Origin of the sequence: Paraburkholderia sp. BL17N1 (genome assembly GCF_003634175.1) — a bacterium.
Taxonomy (GTDB): Bacteria; Pseudomonadota; Gammaproteobacteria; order Burkholderiales; family Burkholderiaceae; genus Paraburkholderia.
The window spans coordinates 2,478,114-2,495,348 of the sequence record NZ_RBIW01000002.1 but is presented as its reverse complement, the minus strand read 5'-3'; the positions used below and the strand labels follow the sequence as shown (position 1 = coordinate 2,495,348).

At 61.5% G+C, this 17,235-nt stretch carries 18 protein-coding genes and 1 pseudogene; 8 read left to right on the top strand and 11 right to left on the bottom strand.

The features are described 5' to 3' along the window. Positions 1–163: 163 nt before the first annotated feature. Both B0G82_RS31125 and B0G82_RS31120 read right to left on the bottom strand, forming a co-directional pair. Positions 164–952, bottom strand: coding sequence for an SDR family oxidoreductase (locus tag B0G82_RS31125; RefSeq protein ID WP_116148026.1), 789 nt, complete (start codon positions 950–952; stop codon positions 164–166). A gap of 54 nt (positions 953–1,006) precedes the next feature. Further along, positions 1,007–2,089 (bottom strand): alkene reductase, encoded by a 1,083-nt coding sequence (locus B0G82_RS31120; protein WP_121310961.1) that lies wholly within the window; start codon positions 2,087–2,089, stop codon positions 1,007–1,009. A gap of 132 nt (positions 2,090–2,221) precedes the next feature. Between B0G82_RS31120 and B0G82_RS31115 the strand changes: the two genes are divergently transcribed. Then, positions 2,222–2,851, top strand: a complete 630-nt coding sequence (locus B0G82_RS31115; RefSeq protein ID WP_121310110.1) for a TetR family transcriptional regulator — start codon at positions 2,222–2,224, stop codon at positions 2,849–2,851. Positions 2,852–3,256: 405 nt separating this feature from the next. On the opposite strand, the gene B0G82_RS31110 is transcribed toward B0G82_RS31115, so the two are convergent. Then, a complete protein-coding gene (locus B0G82_RS31110) occupies positions 3,257–3,706 on the bottom strand; it encodes an AraC family transcriptional regulator (RefSeq protein WP_241974905.1) in 450 nt (149 codons plus the stop codon). Between B0G82_RS31110 and B0G82_RS31105 the strand changes: the two genes are divergently transcribed. Both B0G82_RS31105 and B0G82_RS31100 read left to right on the top strand, forming a co-directional pair. After that, entirely contained in the window at positions 3,647–4,444 is a 798-nt protein-coding gene (locus B0G82_RS31105; RefSeq protein WP_347237568.1) for an SDR family NAD(P)-dependent oxidoreductase, read from the top strand. The two genes, B0G82_RS31110 and B0G82_RS31105, sit on opposite strands and share 60 nt — an antisense overlap. Positions 4,445–4,647: 203 nt before the next feature. Then, positions 4,648–4,857 carry a hypothetical protein gene (locus B0G82_RS31100; protein ID WP_241974903.1) on the top strand — a complete coding sequence of 70 codons (210 nt, stop codon included), beginning with the start codon at positions 4,648–4,650 and terminating at the stop codon, positions 4,855–4,857. A gap of 125 nt (positions 4,858–4,982) precedes the next feature. Here the strand turns inward: B0G82_RS31100 and B0G82_RS31095 are convergent, their stop codons facing one another. Continuing rightward, entirely contained in the window at positions 4,983–5,588 is a 606-nt protein-coding gene (locus B0G82_RS31095) for a TetR/AcrR family transcriptional regulator (RefSeq protein WP_121310958.1), read from the bottom strand. Between the two features lie 130 nt (positions 5,589–5,718). On the opposite strand from B0G82_RS31095, the gene B0G82_RS31090 reads away from it, so the two are divergent. Together B0G82_RS31090 and B0G82_RS31085 are read left to right on the top strand one after the other, a co-directional pair. Beyond that, a complete protein-coding gene (locus B0G82_RS31090; protein WP_121310109.1) occupies positions 5,719–6,642 on the top strand; it encodes an NAD-dependent epimerase/dehydratase family protein in 924 nt (307 codons plus the stop codon). Between the two features lie 2 nt (positions 6,643–6,644). Further along, entirely contained in the window at positions 6,645–6,989 is a 345-nt protein-coding gene (locus tag B0G82_RS31085) for a DoxX family protein (protein ID WP_121310108.1), read from the top strand. Between the two features lie 329 nt (positions 6,990–7,318). Here B0G82_RS31085 and B0G82_RS31080 read toward each other — a convergent pair whose 3' ends face one another. Both B0G82_RS31080 and B0G82_RS31075 read right to left on the bottom strand, forming a co-directional pair. Further along, a complete protein-coding gene (locus B0G82_RS31080) occupies positions 7,319–7,846 on the bottom strand; it encodes a hypothetical protein (RefSeq protein WP_121310107.1) in 528 nt (175 codons plus the stop codon). 9 nt (positions 7,847–7,855) lie between these two features. After that, positions 7,856–9,907: an alkyl sulfatase dimerization domain-containing protein gene (locus tag B0G82_RS31075; protein ID WP_116148016.1), complete on the bottom strand. Its 2,052-nt coding sequence runs from the start codon at positions 9,905–9,907 to the stop codon at positions 7,856–7,858. A gap of 753 nt (positions 9,908–10,660) precedes the next feature. Between B0G82_RS31075 and B0G82_RS31065 the strand changes: the two genes are divergently transcribed. Continuing rightward, on the top strand, positions 10,661–11,593 hold the full coding sequence (locus B0G82_RS31065) for a LysR family transcriptional regulator (protein ID WP_116148014.1): 933 nt from the start codon (positions 10,661–10,663) through the stop codon (positions 11,591–11,593). Positions 11,594–11,653: 60 nt separating this feature from the next. Here B0G82_RS31065 and B0G82_RS40720 read toward each other — a convergent pair. The 3 genes and pseudogenes from B0G82_RS40720 to B0G82_RS31050 all read right to left on the bottom strand — a co-directional run. Beyond that, positions 11,654–11,799 (bottom strand): annotated as a pseudogene (locus B0G82_RS40720) (short-chain dehydrogenase); the annotation flags it as partial. Between the two features lie 90 nt (positions 11,800–11,889). Next, the gene (locus tag B0G82_RS31055) at positions 11,890–12,561 is read right to left on the bottom strand and encodes a peroxiredoxin-like family protein (RefSeq protein ID WP_116148013.1); all 672 of its coding nucleotides are present in this window, start codon (positions 12,559–12,561) and stop codon (positions 11,890–11,892) included. A gap of 201 nt (positions 12,562–12,762) precedes the next feature. Then, on the bottom strand, positions 12,763–13,329 hold the full coding sequence (locus B0G82_RS31050; protein WP_116148011.1) for a carboxymuconolactone decarboxylase family protein: 567 nt from the start codon (positions 13,327–13,329) through the stop codon (positions 12,763–12,765). 620 nt (positions 13,330–13,949) lie between these two features. Between B0G82_RS31050 and B0G82_RS31045 the strand changes: the two genes are divergently transcribed. Then, positions 13,950–14,282 carry a hypothetical protein gene (locus tag B0G82_RS31045; protein WP_121310106.1) on the top strand — a complete coding sequence of 111 codons (333 nt, stop codon included), beginning with the start codon at positions 13,950–13,952 and terminating at the stop codon, positions 14,280–14,282. Positions 14,283–14,841: 559 nt separating this feature from the next. Then, on the top strand, positions 14,842–15,108 hold the full coding sequence (locus tag B0G82_RS31040; protein ID WP_106282325.1) for a hypothetical protein: 267 nt from the start codon (positions 14,842–14,844) through the stop codon (positions 15,106–15,108). 43 nt (positions 15,109–15,151) lie between these two features. On the opposite strand, the gene B0G82_RS31035 is transcribed toward B0G82_RS31040, so the two are convergent. Together B0G82_RS31035 and B0G82_RS31030 are read right to left on the bottom strand one after the other, a co-directional pair. Further along, positions 15,152–16,507 carry an ATP-binding protein gene (locus tag B0G82_RS31035; protein ID WP_121310105.1) on the bottom strand — a complete coding sequence of 452 codons (1,356 nt, stop codon included), beginning with the start codon at positions 16,505–16,507 and terminating at the stop codon, positions 15,152–15,154. Further along, positions 16,504–17,217: a response regulator gene (locus B0G82_RS31030; RefSeq protein ID WP_106282327.1), complete on the bottom strand. Its 714-nt coding sequence runs from the start codon at positions 17,215–17,217 to the stop codon at positions 16,504–16,506. Before B0G82_RS31030 ends, B0G82_RS31035 begins: the two co-directional genes overlap by 4 nt. Positions 17,218–17,235: the final 18 nt, after the last annotated feature.

Genomic DNA, 17,235 nt, shown 5'->3' with positions numbered 1-17,235 from the left:
AGCCCTGGAGCACCGCATCTGCAAGGCCAGGCACTTCGGCCACGGCGACCACCCGGGTGCGTGTGCGAGCTTTCCGGGGTCCACGTCGGCGGCCAGACGTGCTCACGCTTCTAGCCGCACGATAAGGCATTGGTGGCTTGGGGTATGACAGAAGCCGCAGGGGTCACGCTTCTGACCGATAGCGATCGGCCGCGTGCGCCTGCCGAATGTCCGACAGGAGCCCTTGACGCGCGCCATCCAGCGCGTCCCAGCGCCCGGCCACGTGCAGCGGCGGGATGGTGACGAGTTCCCGGCGATCAAAGCCGACCAGTGCCGCATCAACCAGTTCGCCGACCTCCATCACCTCGGGAAGCGTATTGACGTCGATGCCGGCGCGCCCCCAGATCTCCGTGCGGGTCGCCGCCGGGAGCACCGCCTGCACGTAGACGCCGCTGGGCGACAACTCGAGGTTTAATCCCTGCGACAGGAACAACACAAAGGCCTTGGTGGCGCCGTAAATCGACATGCCGAACTCGGGCGCGAGACCCACCACCGAGCCGATGTTGACGATCGCGCCGGTACCCGACTGCACGAAGCGCGGAGCGACCGCGGCAGCGAGCCGTGTCAGCGCCGTGGTGTTGAGCGTGATCAGGCGTTCGATGCCCTCAGCAGTCTGCTGCACGAAGCTACCGGCCTGGCCCACGCCGGCGTTGTTAATCAGGATGCCTATGCGAGCGTCGTCGCGCAGGCGAGTCTCGACCGCGGCCAGATCCTCAGGCCGGGTCAGGTCGGCCTGCAGCACGTCGACGGCCACATCGCTTTCCTCACGCAGGCGTGCGGCGAGAGCATCGAGGCGCGCCTTGTCGCGTGCAACCAGCACGAGGTTGTGGCCGCGGCCGGCGAAGCGCTCGGCGTACGTGGCGCCGATACCAGAGGAGGCGCCCGTGATGAGAACTGTGGGAAGCGTGGTCATGAGTTAATTCCTTTGCAAGAGAGGTTCGGATGGTGGACGCAAGCTGCGCTCGCCTCAGGCGATGATGGACGGGTAGTCGGTGTAGCCCGCAGCGCCGCCACCATAGAGCGTGGCGAAGTCGGGCTGCGCCAGCGGTGCGCCGGTCTTCAGGCGTTCGACCAGATCGGGGTTGCTGATGAATGCACGGCCGAAGGCGAACAGGTCTGCTTTACCCTCGTTGAGCCTGGCAGTAGCGAGTTCCAGGTCGTAGCCGTTGTTGGCCAGGTAGGTTTGCCTGAACCGACGGCGCAGCGCGTCGTAGTCGAACGGTGCGACATCGCGCGGGCCGCCGGTCGCGCCCTCGACCACGTGCAGGTAGACGATTCCCAGCGCGCTGAGTTGCCCGGCGATGTAGTCGTACTGCGGCTGGGGATCGCTGCTCGAGATACCGTTTGCCGGCGACACAGGCGAGATGCGCACGCCGGCGCGATCGGCACCAATTTCTTCCACCACTGCAGCAACGACTTCCAGCAACAGACGCGCACGGTTCTCGATTGAGCCGCCGTAGGCGTCAGTGCGCCGGTTGGCCCCGTCCTTGATGAACTGCTCCAGCAGATAGCCGTTGGCACCGTGGATTTCTACGCCGTCGAAGCCGGCCGCGATAGCGTTGGCCGCAGCCAGGCGGAAATCATTCACGATGCCCGGCAACTCGACAAGCGCCAGCGCACGGGGCTGGGACACGTCGACAAATCCGTTGTTGACGAAGGTTTTCGTCTCCGCGCGAATGGCCGAAGGGCCGACCGGCGCAGCGCCCCCAGGCTGGACATCGACGTGCGAAACACGGCCGACGTGCCAGAGCTGCGCGAAGATGCGTCCACCCATGGCATGCACAGCCTGGGTGACCTTGCGCCAGCCGGCGATCTGCTCGGACGTGTACAGGCCAGGAGTGTCCTGATAGCCCTGAGCCTGAGCTGACACCTGGGTGGCCTCCGTGATGATGAGGCCGGCCGAGGCGCGCTGGGCATAGTAGGTCGCGGCCAGTTCGCTGGGCACCAGCCCCGCGCCTGCGCGGTTGCGGGTCAGCGGAGCCATGACAAAGCGGTTGGCGAGTGTCAGGCGGCCAAGGGCGTAGGGCTCGAAAAGCGTCTTGTCGGTCATGTTGCGTCGGCTTCCAGGATTGGGAATGGACGCAATGATGACGATCATAATCTAATGTGTCAAGGTTTTGATGATGACCGACATCAATGTATAATGGAACCTTCGCAGATATGCACTCACAGTGGTCAGGAAATGAAGATCACCAAGGCACAGGCGCAGGCCAACCGGGACCACGTCGTCGAGACGGCGTCGAAACTGTTTCGGGAGCGCGGCTATGATGGGGTTGGCGTTGCCGATCTGATGGGCGCCGCCGGCTTCACCCACGGCGGCTTTTACAAACAGTTCCGCTCCAAGGCCGACCTGATGGCGGAATCGGCGGCCTGCGGCATCGCGCAGACCGTGGCGCTGAGCGCTGGTGTGGAGGCGCCTGAGTTTGTGCGGTACTACCTTTCTCGCGAGCACCGCGACACCCGCGCGACCGGTTGCACGATGGCCGCACTGGGCGGGGATGCCGCGCGTCAACCGGAAGCAGTCCGTGCCACGTTCGCGGCTGGTATTGAGAGCCTGCTGGCTGCGCTGAGCCCCGAGGGCACTGCGTCGGGCGATGCGGATGCGGGCCAGGCGCGAGCCCGGTCCCTCGACATACTGGCGCACGCCGTCGGTGCCATTGTCATGTCGCGCGCCTGCCCGGACGATTCGCCACTGGCCGACGAAATCCTGGCGGTTTGCCGCGACGCGATTCTGGCGTCAATGAGCCCGTCGGCGACCGCGGGCGAACCCGCGCGCAATGACGGTAGCGACACGTCGGCAACGACGGAGTGACTCTGTTACCGGCGAGTTCCGGTCACAGCGGAGCACTCCGCGGTTTCCTCCATCGGATTTATTCGTCGCCCGCCGGCACGCACGGAGACATTCACACTCCTGTAGCGACGGCAGGTATCAAATAACGTCTCGCGCCGGCCGCATCTGTCGCCGTTCCGCCCAGAAGGGGCTTTAAGCTCGACGTGTGGATCGCCAACAGTTCTGCTTTGGGCGGATACACAGTGGCGAAGTCGGATCAGGGGGCGAAGGCTCCTTCCGGCTCTGATAGCGGCAATCGACCCTCTCACGCTGTCCGTTTCGCGCTGCGGATTGAACCCGTCGATGCAACACGGGTAGCTGGTCAGGTGTGACGGTGGCGGGGGACAGAAGCCACTGCCAAACCCTGAGTACTGGTTGCGAAGCGATTCATGAGTCGGTTTTCCTGAGCGCCAAACGCGCCACCTGTGGCGTCTTCCCCGTCCACGCCTGAAATGCCCGCGCAAACGAGTTGGGATCGTCAAAACCCAGCAGAAATGAGATCTCTGCGCCGGACATCGACGAATTCGTCAGGTAGTGTTTTGCGAGCGACTCGCGCAGGACGTCCAGCGTCTCCTGGAAACTGGTACCTTCAGTCTTCAACTTGCGCTGCAGGGTCCGAGTGCTGACACCGAGTTTGCGGCAGACGACATCCATCGTCAGTTCACCAGCCGGCAACGCCTCGAGTAGCACGCCGCGCAGGCGTTCCGCCATGCTGGCAGTGCGGTCCAGTTCCGCCAGTCGCATACGCAGAGCGGGCTCGAAATATGACCACATCTTGTGGTTCTCGGTCAGGAAGGGACGTTCAACGTCTTCCGCAGCAAAAACAAGCGTGGCCAATGCGGTGCAGTCGACCGGTACGCCGAAATACGCCTCGCATGCACGGAGGTCCGACTCCGATCCCGGCGGCACGGGCCAACCTGCCCGCAACGGTCGCAAGTGGCTGCGCGTAGCGAGCCGTGCGAGCTGCACGAAGATAGACAGCTGGACGTACTGGTTAATAATGCAGGTTACATGGTCACAGGCATCGCGGAAGAAACGCCAATCGAATTGGGGAGGCAACAGTTTGAGACCAACTTCTGGGGCACGGTCAAGGTGACAAATGCCTTGCTACCAAAGTTCCGGGCCCAGAAGCAGGGGCAGATTATCACTGTCAGTTCCATCGTAGGTCTGATCGGCCCCCCGAACCTGTCGTATTACACTGCTTCCAAGCACGCGGTTCAGGGTTTCTTCAAGTCGTTACGTTTCGAACTGAATCAGTTCAACATAAAAGTTAGCATGGTGGAGCCGGTCTGGTTCAAAACCAACCTTAGCCAGAATGCTGTCTCCGCGGGCAGCGGCAGTATCACGGACTACAACACATACCGGAAGCAGGTGACAGCCGCGACGCAAAAAGGCATAGACGAAGCGGAAGCACCCGATACGGTTATCAATACCATTACTCGGCTGATTAACGCCGGTGAACCGAAATTCAGTAATCCTGTCGGAAAAATGACAGGCACGATTCCTTTCCTTCAAAACTACGCACCAAAAATGTTCGAAGGTTCAATACTGAAGAGCGTAACAGCCGCGAAATGAAGCTACCAGCGCTCATCAATCCTTCAGTTACGCGACACACTACCCGACGAAAGAAAATCAGTTGGAAAAACCGCAGTCGTCGTGAATTTGGGAATGACAGTCAATTTGCTAAATGAGAGGAATTTAACGATGAAATATTATCTTTGCAAATTTATTCCGCCGCGTGCGGATTTCCTCGCGACGATGTCTGCCGGTGAAAAGGAATGGATGAGGCACTGAACGAGCTCCTCGATAAAGGGCTGATCGTCGCTCATGGGCCCGTGATTGATGACGCTGGTGGCTACGGCGTATCGCTCTACCAGATCGCCGATGATCAAGATATTTCCGCGCTGACATCGGAAGACCCGATCGTGAAGAACGGGGTTGGTCATTACGAACACTACACCATGCTTCATTTGACAATGCGTGGTTGAAAGCCCCAGCGGTTAGCGGGGCGCATCAACTGTCGCCGTTTGACAACCTCTCATGGCGAATTCAGCCGTTCGATCCAACGCAACCCCTCAGTTCGCCGTGTAAACAGACAAAAAAATCAGTACCTTCAACGAAGCGCAGCCGCCACCGCCTCGTCAATCTGCAGCGCAAAGCGCGCGTCAACATCGGGCACCCTGTAGCCAATTGACAGTTCCAGATACGCGTCGCCCAGCACCAACTGAACGAACGTTGCTGCCCGCAATGCAGCAGTCGGCTCATCAAATCTCTTCCGCAGAATTCTTGCGGCGAACGCACGCACGACCTTTGCACCATTTTCGTAGAACACCTGACCGAGTTCCGGAAGACGCTCGGCCTCAGCGACGATCGCCCGGTAAAGCCGCAGGTAATCCGGCGCGATAAGGCTTCGTGCGAGCAGCCATCCCAACTCGTGCAACTCGACTTCAGGCGATCCATCGGATTGCTCGTGCAGAGCGCCCACAAGAAGTCCGCCGATCTCAGCGCACATCGAGCTCACCAGACCGACGAAGAGTGCCTCCTTCGACTTGAAGTGGCGGTAGACCGTCTGTTTGCCGACGCCTGCGGTCGCCGCGACGTCGTCCATCGTGGCGAGACCAAAACCCTGGCTTAAAAAAACGGCTTTCGCGCCGTCGAGGATCGCGGACCGCTTGCGGCGTTGCAGCGGGCTCAGGTCAGGGGGAGAGAAAGCGTTCATACGGCATAGATAGCAGATCATCGAGCGGTTGACAAGACTGGGTAGTCTCGTTTACCTTTGTCAAAACGAGACCGACAAGTCTCGTTCATCTGATTTATCGATTTCACAGGCGATCATCAAGGAGAGCGCTTTGGAACTGTTCATTACGGGTGGTACGGGCTACATCGGGCAAGCGGTCGCACGCAAGGCAATCAGCCTCGGCCACCAGGTGACCGCGCTGGTGCGCCAGGACAGGTCATCGGCCGCCAGCGCGCTGGCGCGTCTCGGTGTGAAACTGCATGCGGGCGACCTGCGTGAGCCGCAGTCTTTCGCGGCGGCTGCCGGTGCCGCCGATGGCGTGGTGCACGCCGCGTCGACCAACGATGCTTCCGCCGCTGCTGTTGATGAGGCTGCGGCGGTAGCGATGCTTTCGCATATGCATCCGGGCGCGGTATTTGTCTATACGTCGGGCACCTGGGTCTACGGCAATACGGAGGGAGGGCCCGCGACTGAAGCATCGGCGCTGAACCCGACACCGCTCATTGCCTGGCGGCCCGCAGTGGAGCAACAGGTGCTGGCGCTGGCGGCGAACCGCTCGATCGCCGCAGCGATTCTCAGACCGGCGATGGTGCACGGCTACGGCGGCGGCGTCTTTGGCATGCTTGCGGGCATGGCCCGTGAGACCGGCAGTGTGAGGATCGTTGGCGATGGTCGCAATCACTGGCCCGCCGTTTACGTCGATGATCTCGCCACGGCTTACCTCAGCGCGGTCGAGCAGGCGGCAAGCGGGGACGTGCGAGTCGCCGGACAGATCTTCAACGTGGTCACGGAAGATGCCGTTGCTGTTGCCGATACGGGTGAAGCAATCAGGACGTCGGTCGGCGCCGATCGCGTCAAACTCTGGCGGCTCGCCGAGGCCCGCCAATCGCTTGGACCGTTCGCTGACGCATTGGCGCTCGACCAGAAGATCAGCGGCCAGCACGCGCGGCGAGTGCTGGCGTGGGAACCCCACGGCCCCGGCCTGATTGCGGACCTCTCTTCACAAGCGCACTTTCAGCAAAGCAACGGAGCATGACGATGGCGTGGAACAGCTTGTCTTTCGAATCGATTCTCGCGACGATCGTGGCGGTTCTATTCGCGATTGCTGGGGTGATCAATCTCTCACGACGCGGCGCGGCGAAACGCGACTTCGCACGCTGGGGTTACCCGGCGTGGTTTCAGTTGCTCTGCGGCGCGCTCGAACTGCTGAGTGCGGCACTTCTTCCCTGGCAGCAAACCAGAGTCTTGGGCCTAACGCTGGCCGGAGCGGTCATGATCGGCGCGCTCTTTACGTTGCTACGAAACCGGGAGCCGTTCGGGCATCTCGCCCCGGCGCTGGTCTTCTCGGCTCTGATTGTGGCCACCTTGGCGGTTCGTGGATGAGGCTTCCGCGTCACCGCGCGAATGAGCCCGAGGCGCTAACATGCCGCGCCGGCAATCCGCTGCAGGTACTTGAAATACACACGCGGATTGCGGCATTGGAGCAATATCAGTTGACCATGCGTTTGGATAGGTCCGGCTTTTGCAGCGACGGCCAGGCGCTCCCTTTTCACGTGCTGTGTGCCCTGACAATCGCGACAATGTGAAGGATGATGAAAAAGAAGATCGTCGGCGGAAGCGCTTTCATGAATTCATGCTTGATCTTGCCCGTCAGCGTACCCATGATGCGCTCCTCGCCAGCCGCCCTGACCTATCCGCACGCTCAACACGCCTCAGCAATCATCGGTGACGGCCGGCTCGGCAATCGCGAGCATCTGCGTTAGGGACCCGGTCGAACTGCCAGGCGCGTCGATCATGAACAGCGATTCGCGCAAAGCCAGTTCAATATCGAAGCGTTGTTCCAGCCACGCTCGCAGGCCGGCCTCGGACATGATGACGATGTTGCTGCGTTTCGCTTCATCGGTGGTCGTCACGTCAGGCATTTCGGGGACAACGTCCGGGTCGAAGCCGTTCGTGGTCGCATGAAAGAAACCCCACGTGTCATTTTCAATGAGCAGCACATAGAAGTCCGGGAGCGCCAGAAGCGCGTCTTCACTGTGAGCCGCTTCGATGCGTGCCTGAAGCAGGTTCAACGCTTCGACGGCGGACATGCGCATGCGCGCCGCGGAGAGCGCGCCCCCCGTGGTGTCGATCGGCTCGACAATCCCCGAGTCAATCGCCTTGCGGGTCGCTACCGCGACGGTCAGCGCAAGAGGATGACCAACGCCGAAATCAATCTTGAAGTTGCAGATCGCGCACATGGTTTCACCTCAAGGCGTGACGATGTTGAACCAGAAATCGAAGTTGTCGAGCCAGGACACGAACTCGCCAAGCTTCTGGCTATTGCCGTCGATTTTGGCGCTGCCCGCCATCACCAGCTTCTGCATATTGGTTTGTCCCATCATGATGCTGTTGAGGTCCGCGCGCGTCATGGTGACCGTTGCGTCCGCTGATTTCGAGGTTCTGTCTTTCGAATAGTGCAACGCGCTGTTCTCGACGCCCAGCACGCAGTTTTCCTTCGTATCGGTCAGTACGAGATTGAACGACGCCGTCTTCCCGTTCGCTCGCTCACCATTCAGCCGGATACCAAGGTAGTCGAGGAACATGTCGAGCGGCATGGCCTGAATGGTATCCGGGCTCTGTGGCGCGGGCGCCTGTCCCTTCCTGACGCCGTTGCGCAATTCCATGGCTCCCGTCAGATAGAAGTTGCGCCAGGGCGCAGACTCCGACTGGTAGCCAAGCTGTTCATAAGCGTCCGCCAGCAGCTGTTTGGCAGCGGTGTTTTGCGGTTCCGCGAACACCACGTGGTTGACGACTTCCGCCACCCATCGGTATTCGCCCTGATTAAACGAATCGTGCGCCCTTCGCAGAACGGCAGCCGCTCCACCCATGTACTCGACATACCGCTTACCGCTGTCGGTCGGCTGCAAGCGGTGCAGATTTGCGGGCACGCCGTCAAAGAATCCAAGGCGCAGGTTGTACTGCGCGACGGCGTCGTGATAGACCGTGCCGTAGTAGCTCCGGCAATACCAATGCTTCGCAAGGCTGTCCGGTAGACGAACTGCCTCGCCAATCTCGAGCGGCGTCTGGCCCGTGTTGGCCATGCGCATGACCTGGTCATGCAGATAGCGATACATGGCGCGTTGCGCACGCAGGAAAGCATTGATCCGGTCGTTGCCCCAGGTAGGCCAATAATGTGAGGCAAAGAGGACCTGCATATCGTCGCCATGCAGATCGAGCGCAGTTTGCAGATACTTGGACCAGAGCAGCCCATCACGAACCTTTGCGCCTCGTAACGTGTACAGATTGTGCAGCGTGTGAGTGGCATCTTCCGCCGCGCAGAACGCCTTGAACTTCGGCAGATAAAACATGAACTCTGAAGGCGCCTCCGATTCCGGCGCCATCAGAACCTCAATGTCCACGCCGTCGAGCGTCAGTTTCTGGCCGGTCTTTTCTGCAAACATGGAGGGCACGGCCAGCGTGATAGTACCGACCGAAGTCGTCTTACCCAGACCACCATCGACAATCCCCGTCGGGCTGCGCGGTAGCAGTGAGCCATACATGTAGCTGGCGCGACGCCCCATCGCATTGCCGGCGATGATGTTCTCGCCGACGGCAGCCTCAGTGAAACCAACCGGCGCCACGATCTGCACCTTGCCCGATTTCAGATCGTCGTCACTGACGAGGCCTCGCACACCGCCATAGTGATCGACATGGCTGTGCGTGTAGATGACGTGAGTGATCGGCTTGTCGCCAAGATGCGGAATGACGAGTTGCTTCCACACCGTCGAAGCTACTTCGGTCGTAATGAAAGGATCGACGACGATATAGCCGTGATCTCCCCGAATAATGCTCATCACGGAAAGGTCGTAGCCGCGCACCTGCCAGATGCCATCGACCACCGTGTAAAGCCCGTGATTCATGTTCAGCTTGGCGTTGCGCCAGAGGCTCGGATTGACCGTTGATGGAGCGTTGTTTTCCGCGCCGCCGTGTACAAACGCGAACTGCTGAAGGTCCCAAGCCGGAAATTCGCCTTGCCCCTTGATGATGACCGGCTCGGGGAGCGTGGCGATGAGACCGCGCTTTGCGTCTTCAAAATCCTGGGCGTCAGCGAAAGAAAGAAAATCGGCGTATTGCTTGTTCAATGCAATGGTCGAGGGCGACGCGGGCTTTGAGGCCGCACTGGTTGAGTTTGTCGACCCGGCTTGCGCAAGCGTTTCGCCAACTGCCCCGGAAAATCCAGTTGCTACGCCGACAACCGCCACGTTTTTCAGGAACGCCCTGCGTGCTCCAGGCTTTGCCGCATCATCCGATTGGGACATGCCCACCTCCGGTAATTAGGAAGAGCGGACGCTCAATGGCCTTTGAGAGTGGCCTGCCCGCCCTCTTACTGATCCAGAAAACTCGATGGATTAATTAACTGCCAGCTACGTATTCAGTAGTCTGCAGCGTCGCTGGCCTGAAGCAAGCTTTTGGGCTATGTCCGCGTGAATCGGCAATCAATGAACGTTATGCGATTGTCACAGGCTTCCAAGTCGTATTGACCGACTGATCCAATGCCCGCAACTGATAACGTATAAATGACCGGCTAACGATATGGCGTTTAAAACGCGGTTCAAACATCCACAGTTTCTAAACATAGGACAATTTTTTGATATGTCTCACATTTTTTGCGTCAACTTGGTCGCGTGGTAATTCGCAATATCGGAAGTTATCTGGAATTGGCGCCCTACGATACGAGGCCACCGGATCAACTGGGTCGCCTTCCGCCTCACCGAACGCCGGGCTCGGAACTCAAGCAAGTACGAACAGTTGTTCAAACGTGCGCGCCCGGCGCAGCGGGTCTTGCGAGAGCAGCTTGCCGTGCTTCTCGGCGAGACAACCAGGATCGCCTGCGGCGGAGCCGTTTCGTTTAATTCTGCGAACCGTTTCCGTGGATGGCGATTGCGATGCGGATTACAGAGCCTGCTCGACACCCGCAATCACATCGACCTGGTTCTGACGCGATAGACTTCCGCCTGAAAACATCTCAGCCACGACACGGACTTCACGGTCCTTCAAGGAGAAGCAGCGGCATGGACCGGATGGCGGCAATGGAAACCTATGTGAGTGTGGTGGAGGCGGGTTCGTTCTCGGCGGCCGCAAAGCGGCTCAAACTCGGGCAACCGGCCGTGTCGAAGTCGATCGCGCAACTCGAAGAGCGACTCGGCGTGCGACTCCTGTTGCGCTCGACACGCGGACTGACGCCCACCGATGCAGGTCAGCGCTTCTACGAGCACGCGCGGCGCGCAATCGAAGAAGTGGACCTTGCAGAACATGTTGCGCGCGACGCGTCTACGGGGCTCTCCGGCGTGCTTCGCGTCAGTGCCGCCGTGACCTTCGCGCGCCTGCACATCCTCCCCGCGCTCAAGACTTTTCTGGACCGGCACCCGAACCTCCAGATCGATATCGTGCTGGACGATCGCACCATCGATCTGCTCGAAAAAGGCGTGGACGTTGCGCTGCGCATGGGATCGCTCGACGATTCGACGATGACTGCGCGCCGCATTGCGCAAAGCCGCAGGCGGGTGGTCGGAACGCCTGCGTATTTCGCCGAAGCGGGCGTGCCGAAAACGCCTGCGGACCTCAGCCAGCATCAGGTGATCGTGTATTCGTTGCGAGGCGGCGGCGAGTCGTGGGCGTTCAGCCAGCATGGCAAGGAAGTGGCGGTGGTCGTGTCCGGCCGCGTGAGCGTGAGCGCCGCCGAAGGCATGCGTACAACGCTGCTTGGTGGACTGGGCCTGGCGATCGCGTCGGAATGGATGTTCTCGCCGGAACTTGCCGATGGCACGGTTCAGGCGGTACTGACCGACTGGGAATTGCCCTCTATCGACCTGTGGGCGGTCTTCCCGGCCGGACGCCTGGTGAGTGCGAAGGCGCGAGCGTTCGTCGCCTTCGTGGAAGAGGTACTCAGTGCCGCCGGCAGCACCAACGGCGGCACGCTCTCAGAAAGCGAGCCTGCCGATTGACGCGCCTCCGTCGACGTAGAGCGTCTGACCGGTCATGAAAGCGGCGCGTCGGACACCAGCCAGATCGACGCGGACCAGTTCGCCGGGAAAATCGCTTGCTTCGCGCGCGAGGCCCCCTACGTGATGGCCGTCGGCAATCAGCCGTTCTGTCAATGCGAGACCGGTCCCCTGGTCGCGCCGGTGACAAGAAATGTACGCTGTGTCATCAAATATCCTTTACGAACGGCGGGAATTGAAAAGCCGCGACGGGTTCTCCGGCGCGGCGTGACGGATCTCCAAGCGTCGAGCGGTCAGCCTCAGGCGTTGGCCGCCGCTTTTTCCAGCACCGGAAACATGTCCGACGGATCCGGGCGACGCGTGTAATCCGGGTTGACCTCCGAATACAGCACGATGCCATCCTGTCCGATGACATAGCGCGCGGGCATTGGCAAAGTCCAGCTCGGGTCGTTATTGAACGCAGGCAAGTCGTTTTTGAGGTTCCGGTACAACTCGACGAGATAGTCGGGCAACGCGAAGCGCAATCCGAAGTCGGCGCCCGTCTGGCCGTTTGCGTCGCTCAGCACCGGAAAACCGAGTTCGTTGGTGCGCACCGACTTGCGACTATTGACCGGCGTTTGCGGCGAGATCGCCACGACGTTCGCGCCGTAGGCCTGAATCGCCGGCAGCACTTCGTTGATCGCCTGCAATTCGATATTGCAGTACGGGCACCAGACGCCGCGATAGAACGTCACCACCAGCGGGCCCTTCACCAGCAACGCAGCGGAAGACACGTCGTTGCCATCCTGATCTTTCAGATTGAAATGCGGCGCGCGGTCGCCGGCCTTGATCGCGCGGCCCGCCTGCCCGCTCGCAATCAGCGCTGCGGTGGCGCGTTCCATCACCGGATGAATCTCGGGCGGTGCGTTGAACGGCGGCTTGCCTGCCTTGAAGTCGGCCCGGAATGCGTCGAGTTTGTCCTGCAGTGACATGAGTGTTCTCCATCAAAAGGAATCGTGGAATTGAGGACGAACGAGCCAGTGGATTCAGGCTGCGTTCTGCGCTGCTGCAATGCGGGCCACTTCGGCCGCGGTGATGCCTCCGAGCGCCAGCCCGTCGAACGTGAATATGTCGGTTTCTCGGTCAGCGTCCATATGGGATTAGCCGCGAGGGCTCCCGAAGTCGGCTGGGGCTTAGGCTGCGACAGCGACCGGTTTGGTCCACTCGTTGCCTGCCATGAAGCCGTCGAGTTCGGTATGGACGATGTGGTTGGTGTAGTTGCTCATCACCTTGGTCGCCACGCCCAGAATCACTTCGAGGACGTTCTGACGGGTGTAGCCGGCGGCGAGAAACGCGTCGACATCGGCGTCCGGGACGAAGCCCCGCTCGCGCACCACGAGCGTCGTGAAATGATGCAGCGCTTCGAGCTTTGCATCCGGTAAAGGCGTGCCGGCGCGCAGCGCGGCGATCACGCCAGCGTCCATCTTGATCATCTTCGCCAGCGTGCTGTGACCGGCCATGCAGTAGTGGCAGTTATTCTCGAAGTTCGAGGTCAGGTAGACGACTTGCTGTTCGTGCGGCGTAAGCGTGCTTTTCGAGAACAGGTCCCACAGCGCCGAGTAACCGGCCAGCAACGCGGGCGATTCCGCCATAAGCGCCTGCAGGTTGGGAACGAAGCCAAAGGCGCGCTTCGTATCTTCGAGGCTGGTCTTCGAGGCGGCCGGTGCGTTATCGGTCGTGTAGGTTTGGAAGTTGCTCATCGTTTTGCTCCTGTGGGTTGACGGTGAGCAAATCATGAAGGTCCGCGCCCGCTCGAAGAAGGCAGGAGCCGTCGATAACAGTCATTCCTGGCAGGCATAAAGCGAGGCGGAGCGTTGAACTGCACGCGGCCGATAACGCGGGGCGGCACCGGCCGTTGCAATCTGGATGCGACAACGCACATCGCGGGGGCTCCAGGTCGCCGGTAAGTGGTGTCGGTGTATAGATTGATTGTTTCGACGATCAGGGGCCGCGCAGTGCGAGAACTCTAATGACCATCCTGGAGCAATCCGCTATGAACCGATCCGACGACAGCCTTACGAAATCAGGTCCACTAGAATTTCTTCCATTGCCTTTGCGCTAACGCAGTCATGTCGCCATAGCCGCGAGTTATCGCGCTCTGGTGACATTCAACCGCGCACGGGACGCGACCACCCGGCGTTTCCCGTTGCGGGCGGGCGTTGAAGTCGAACGGCCGGCAACCCGACGACGAATCTGCCAGGTGCCGAAAAAATGCGCCCGCTACGAAGCAAAGTACGCGGCACGTTAAGTGCTCAATTCGTGATCAAGCAGGCGGCGATCGTCTGCGTCTTTATTCCAGTCCAACCAAGGAGGACGAATCATGAATAAGGCAACCAGCACCTTAATCGCGGCCGTCGCCGCACTCGCCCTGTCGGGCGGCGTTTTCGCGCAAACAGCGGGAGGCTCCAGCGGCGCGGGTACGTCAGGCAGCACCGCTAGCCCGGCGAACCAGACGAACCAGATGAACGGCGCAGCAGGTGGCTACGGCGCGCCAAGCGGCACCAACTCCGCTAGCGGCATGGCCACCCGGCAGGCGCCGAACTCCGGCCTGCCGAGCGGGAACAGCACTTCGACCTCCGGCACCAGCGCTCCTAAGACGAACAACACACTGGCTACCCCAAGCGTCGTGTCGCCGGCCGCCGGCCAACAGTAGTGGTCATGTCGGTTCGCTTGAGGACCAGCCGTCGGCGACGACTCCACAAAGGACGTCGCCGAATGAGATCCATAAGCGTCGGCAGCGCTGTTCGAAAGCAATTGTCCGGCGCGTTAATTCAGACACCGTGTCCGCGCTTACGGAGGACGTCCAACCAGAACTGTCGCCGCATGACCTTGTGCAGCTGAAGACTCGACGCCAACTGGCGAGCACCCGCGCTTTAACTTCCAATCCGATGAACCCGCGGGCGCAACCGCCGCACAGCGCATTTTCACGCGACCGACAATCTGCGCGTGCAATCCGGCCATCGGCATCGCGCTTTTTATCCTGTTGCCGCCAATGCGGCTTATATTGATGTCAGGCGTGTTCCCGCATCAACAGGATTACGGTTCAGCGCGATCGCCGCACTCGTGCCGGCCATCGTGGCGCAACATGAGTGGTCGCGGCGTGAAATGCGCGGCACGCGCGCGCCCTGGTATGATGCCCATCGCACGCCTTTGGTGGAGTCCGTTTCACTGTTGCTCCTCACGCAGCCTGTCTTTTCGTCACGAGAACCATCATGCCCGTCCAACCCGACAAAGTCCCCGCTGCGAGCGCCCCACCGCATAAGGCCCCGCGCAAGGTCATGCCGATCGCCGCGCGCAATCTTCTGATGGTGGCCGTGGGCGTCGTGGTCTTCGCGATCGTGGCGACCGTCGTGCTTTACGGTCCGATTACGTACGGCGACGAGATTCCGAACTTCGGCATCATCCTCATGCTGACCGTGCCGGTGATCGCGGGCGTGGCGTTCCGGGTCGGGCTGGATGCGTGGTTCGACCGGAAGTGAACGACGGCCACTTCGGGCGCACGCCGTTTGAAAGCTGCCACGTCTAGCGTGTCGCGGCGCCAAGCGGCAGCACCACCCACACCTCCAGCCCGCCACCTTCGCGCGCATGAAACTCCAGACTGCCGCTGTGCAGACGCGCGATTCGCTCGACGATCGCCAGTCCCAACCCGGTGCCGCCGCTGTGCGTCCGCGCATTGCGGCCGCGCTGGAACGGCGCCTTCAGTTGCTCCAACTCCTGCGCTGAAAGACCTTTGCCGCGGTCGCCGACCGCAACGTACACCGCGTCGCGCGCGGCCCAGCTTCGCACCGCGAGTCCGCTTCCGCCGTACACGATCGCGTTCTGCATCAGGTTCATCAGCAGCCGCATCATGCTGATCGGGCGGTACGGCACAGCGGGCAGCGACGCAAGGGATAGCTCGAACTCGTGCCCCAGCCCCGCGAAATCCCCCGCCAGCCGTTCGATCAGCGCATTGAGATCGCCAGGCTCCGGCTGCTCGCGCTCGCCGCTGCCCGCGTAGTCCATGAACTGCTGCAAGATCGTTTCGATCTGATCCAGATACGATTCAGCGGCGACCACGAAGCCGCTGTCGCTGCCGCTAGGCATGGCCATGGCCATCGAGAGACGCAGCTTGGTCAAGGGCGTGCGGATGTCGTGCGAGATGCCCGCGAGCATCAGCGCGCGCGTCGCCTCGGCTTGCTGCAACGCCTGCGTCATCTGATTGAACGCGCCGCTCACCGTGGCGATTTCGGTCGGGCCGTCGGTCGGCAATGGCGCGGGCGTTTCACCGGCGCTTACGCGGCGCGCCGCGCGCGTCAACTCCTGGAGCGGCCGGTTGAGGTGGCGCTGGATCAGGTAGCCGGTCAGCGCCGCCAGCGCGCCGAGTCCGAGCGTCAGCACGATGGCGGCGTCGAGTCCGTTGCCCTGCGCGTCTTCGGGAACGGGCAGCGCGATCCAGTACGGCGCTTGCGGTGCATCGGCCGGCGCGTGCATGCGGATCCACAGTCGCTGGCCGCCCAGCGTTTGCCAGCGCGCCGGCATGTCGGCGGGCAGATGCGCGCGCAAGCTCTCGAGAAACACGTTGCGCTGATAGGTGCGGTACGCGCGCATGAGATTCGGCGGCGGCGCGGTGGCGGCTTCGTCCGGTGCCTGGGCGCGCGCGTCGAGGCGCGCGCTCAAGTCTCGACGCGCCGCGGGCGGCGTGGCCGCGAGCAGATTGTCGAGCGTCGTCACATAAGTGGCGAATACCGCCGCCGCACGCTCGACGCGCGGCCGCTGCACATAGTGCAGCAACACGCCGAGCGCGCACACCTGGCTCAGCATCACGAGCGCGATCAGCAGCGCGATATTGCGCGCCAGCAGCGTTCTGGGCAGCAAGCTTTGCAGCAGCGAGCGTGTCATGAGTCGACGTCCGCGACCAGCATGTAGCCGACACCCCACACGGTCTTGATGAAGCGCGGCTTGGACGGATCGTCCTCGACGATCTGCCGCAGCCGCAGCACCTGCACGTCGATGCTGCGATCGAGCGCATCGTGCTCGCGGCCGCGCGCGCGCGCCAGCAGATTGTCGCGGCTCACCGGCCGGTTCGGCGACGACGCCAGCGCGACCAGCAGCAGCATCTGCGCGGAGTGAATCTCCAGCAACTCGCCCGCGCGCGACAGTTGCTGCTTGACGATATCGAGCGAGAAGTCGCCGAAGCTTACGCTTTGCGACGTCACGGTGACCTCGCCCGAGGCGATCTTCTGGCGCCGCAGCAGCGCGTTGATACGCGCCACCAGTTCACGCGGCAGGAACGGTTTGGCGAGGTAGTCGTCGGCGCCGGTTTCGAGGCCGACCACCCGGTCGAGCGGATCGCCCTTCGCGGTCAGCATCAGGATCGGCAAGGTCTGCCCCTGCTCGCGCAAACGGGCGCAAATAGCGAGGCCATCCTCTTCGCCGATCATCAGATCGAGCACCAGCAGATCGAAGGGCTCGCGCTCCAGGTAACGGTCGAGGCGTTTGCCATCCTCGGCGACGCGCACGTCGAAGCCGTGGCCGCGCAGAAAGCGCTGCAGCATATTGCGCAATTCGACTTCATCGTCGAGCACGATGATTTTGGCGGGGCGATCCATGCGAAGGCTCCTCGATTC

Coding starts and splice junctions, on each gene's coding strand:
- B0G82_RS31055 (WP_116148013.1), bottom strand. CDS start 12,561: ATGTCACTGCAGGACAAACTCGACGCATTCCGGGCCGACTTCAAGGCA.
- B0G82_RS31085 (WP_121310108.1), top strand. CDS start 6,645: ATGGCGTGGAACAGCTTGTCTTTCGAATCGATTCTCGCGACGATCGTG.
- B0G82_RS31095 (WP_121310958.1), bottom strand. CDS start 5,588: ATGAACGCTTTCTCTCCCCCTGACCTGAGCCCGCTGCAACGCCGCAAG.
- B0G82_RS31035 (WP_121310105.1), bottom strand. CDS start 16,507: ATGACACGCTCGCTGCTGCAAAGCTTGCTGCCCAGAACGCTGCTGGCG.
- B0G82_RS31065 (WP_116148014.1), top strand. CDS start 10,661: ATGGACCGGATGGCGGCAATGGAAACCTATGTGAGTGTGGTGGAGGCG.
- B0G82_RS31045 (WP_121310106.1), top strand. CDS start 13,950: ATGAATAAGGCAACCAGCACCTTAATCGCGGCCGTCGCCGCACTCGCC.
- B0G82_RS31075 (WP_116148016.1), bottom strand. CDS start 9,907: ATGTCCCAATCGGATGATGCGGCAAAGCCTGGAGCACGCAGGGCGTTC.
- B0G82_RS31080 (WP_121310107.1), bottom strand. CDS start 7,846: ATGTGCGCGATCTGCAACTTCAAGATTGATTTCGGCGTTGGTCATCCT.
- B0G82_RS31040 (WP_106282325.1), top strand. CDS start 14,842: ATGCCCGTCCAACCCGACAAAGTCCCCGCTGCGAGCGCCCCACCGCAT.
- B0G82_RS31030 (WP_106282327.1), bottom strand. CDS start 17,217: ATGGATCGCCCCGCCAAAATCATCGTGCTCGACGATGAAGTCGAATTG.
- B0G82_RS31115 (WP_121310110.1), top strand. CDS start 2,222: ATGAAGATCACCAAGGCACAGGCGCAGGCCAACCGGGACCACGTCGTC.
- B0G82_RS31100 (WP_241974903.1), top strand. CDS start 4,648: ATGGATGAGGCACTGAACGAGCTCCTCGATAAAGGGCTGATCGTCGCT.
- B0G82_RS31050 (WP_116148011.1), bottom strand. CDS start 13,329: ATGAGCAACTTCCAAACCTACACGACCGATAACGCACCGGCCGCCTCG.
- B0G82_RS31120 (WP_121310961.1), bottom strand. CDS start 2,089: ATGACCGACAAGACGCTTTTCGAGCCCTACGCCCTTGGCCGCCTGACA.
- B0G82_RS31125 (WP_116148026.1), bottom strand. CDS start 952: ATGACCACGCTTCCCACAGTTCTCATCACGGGCGCCTCCTCTGGTATC.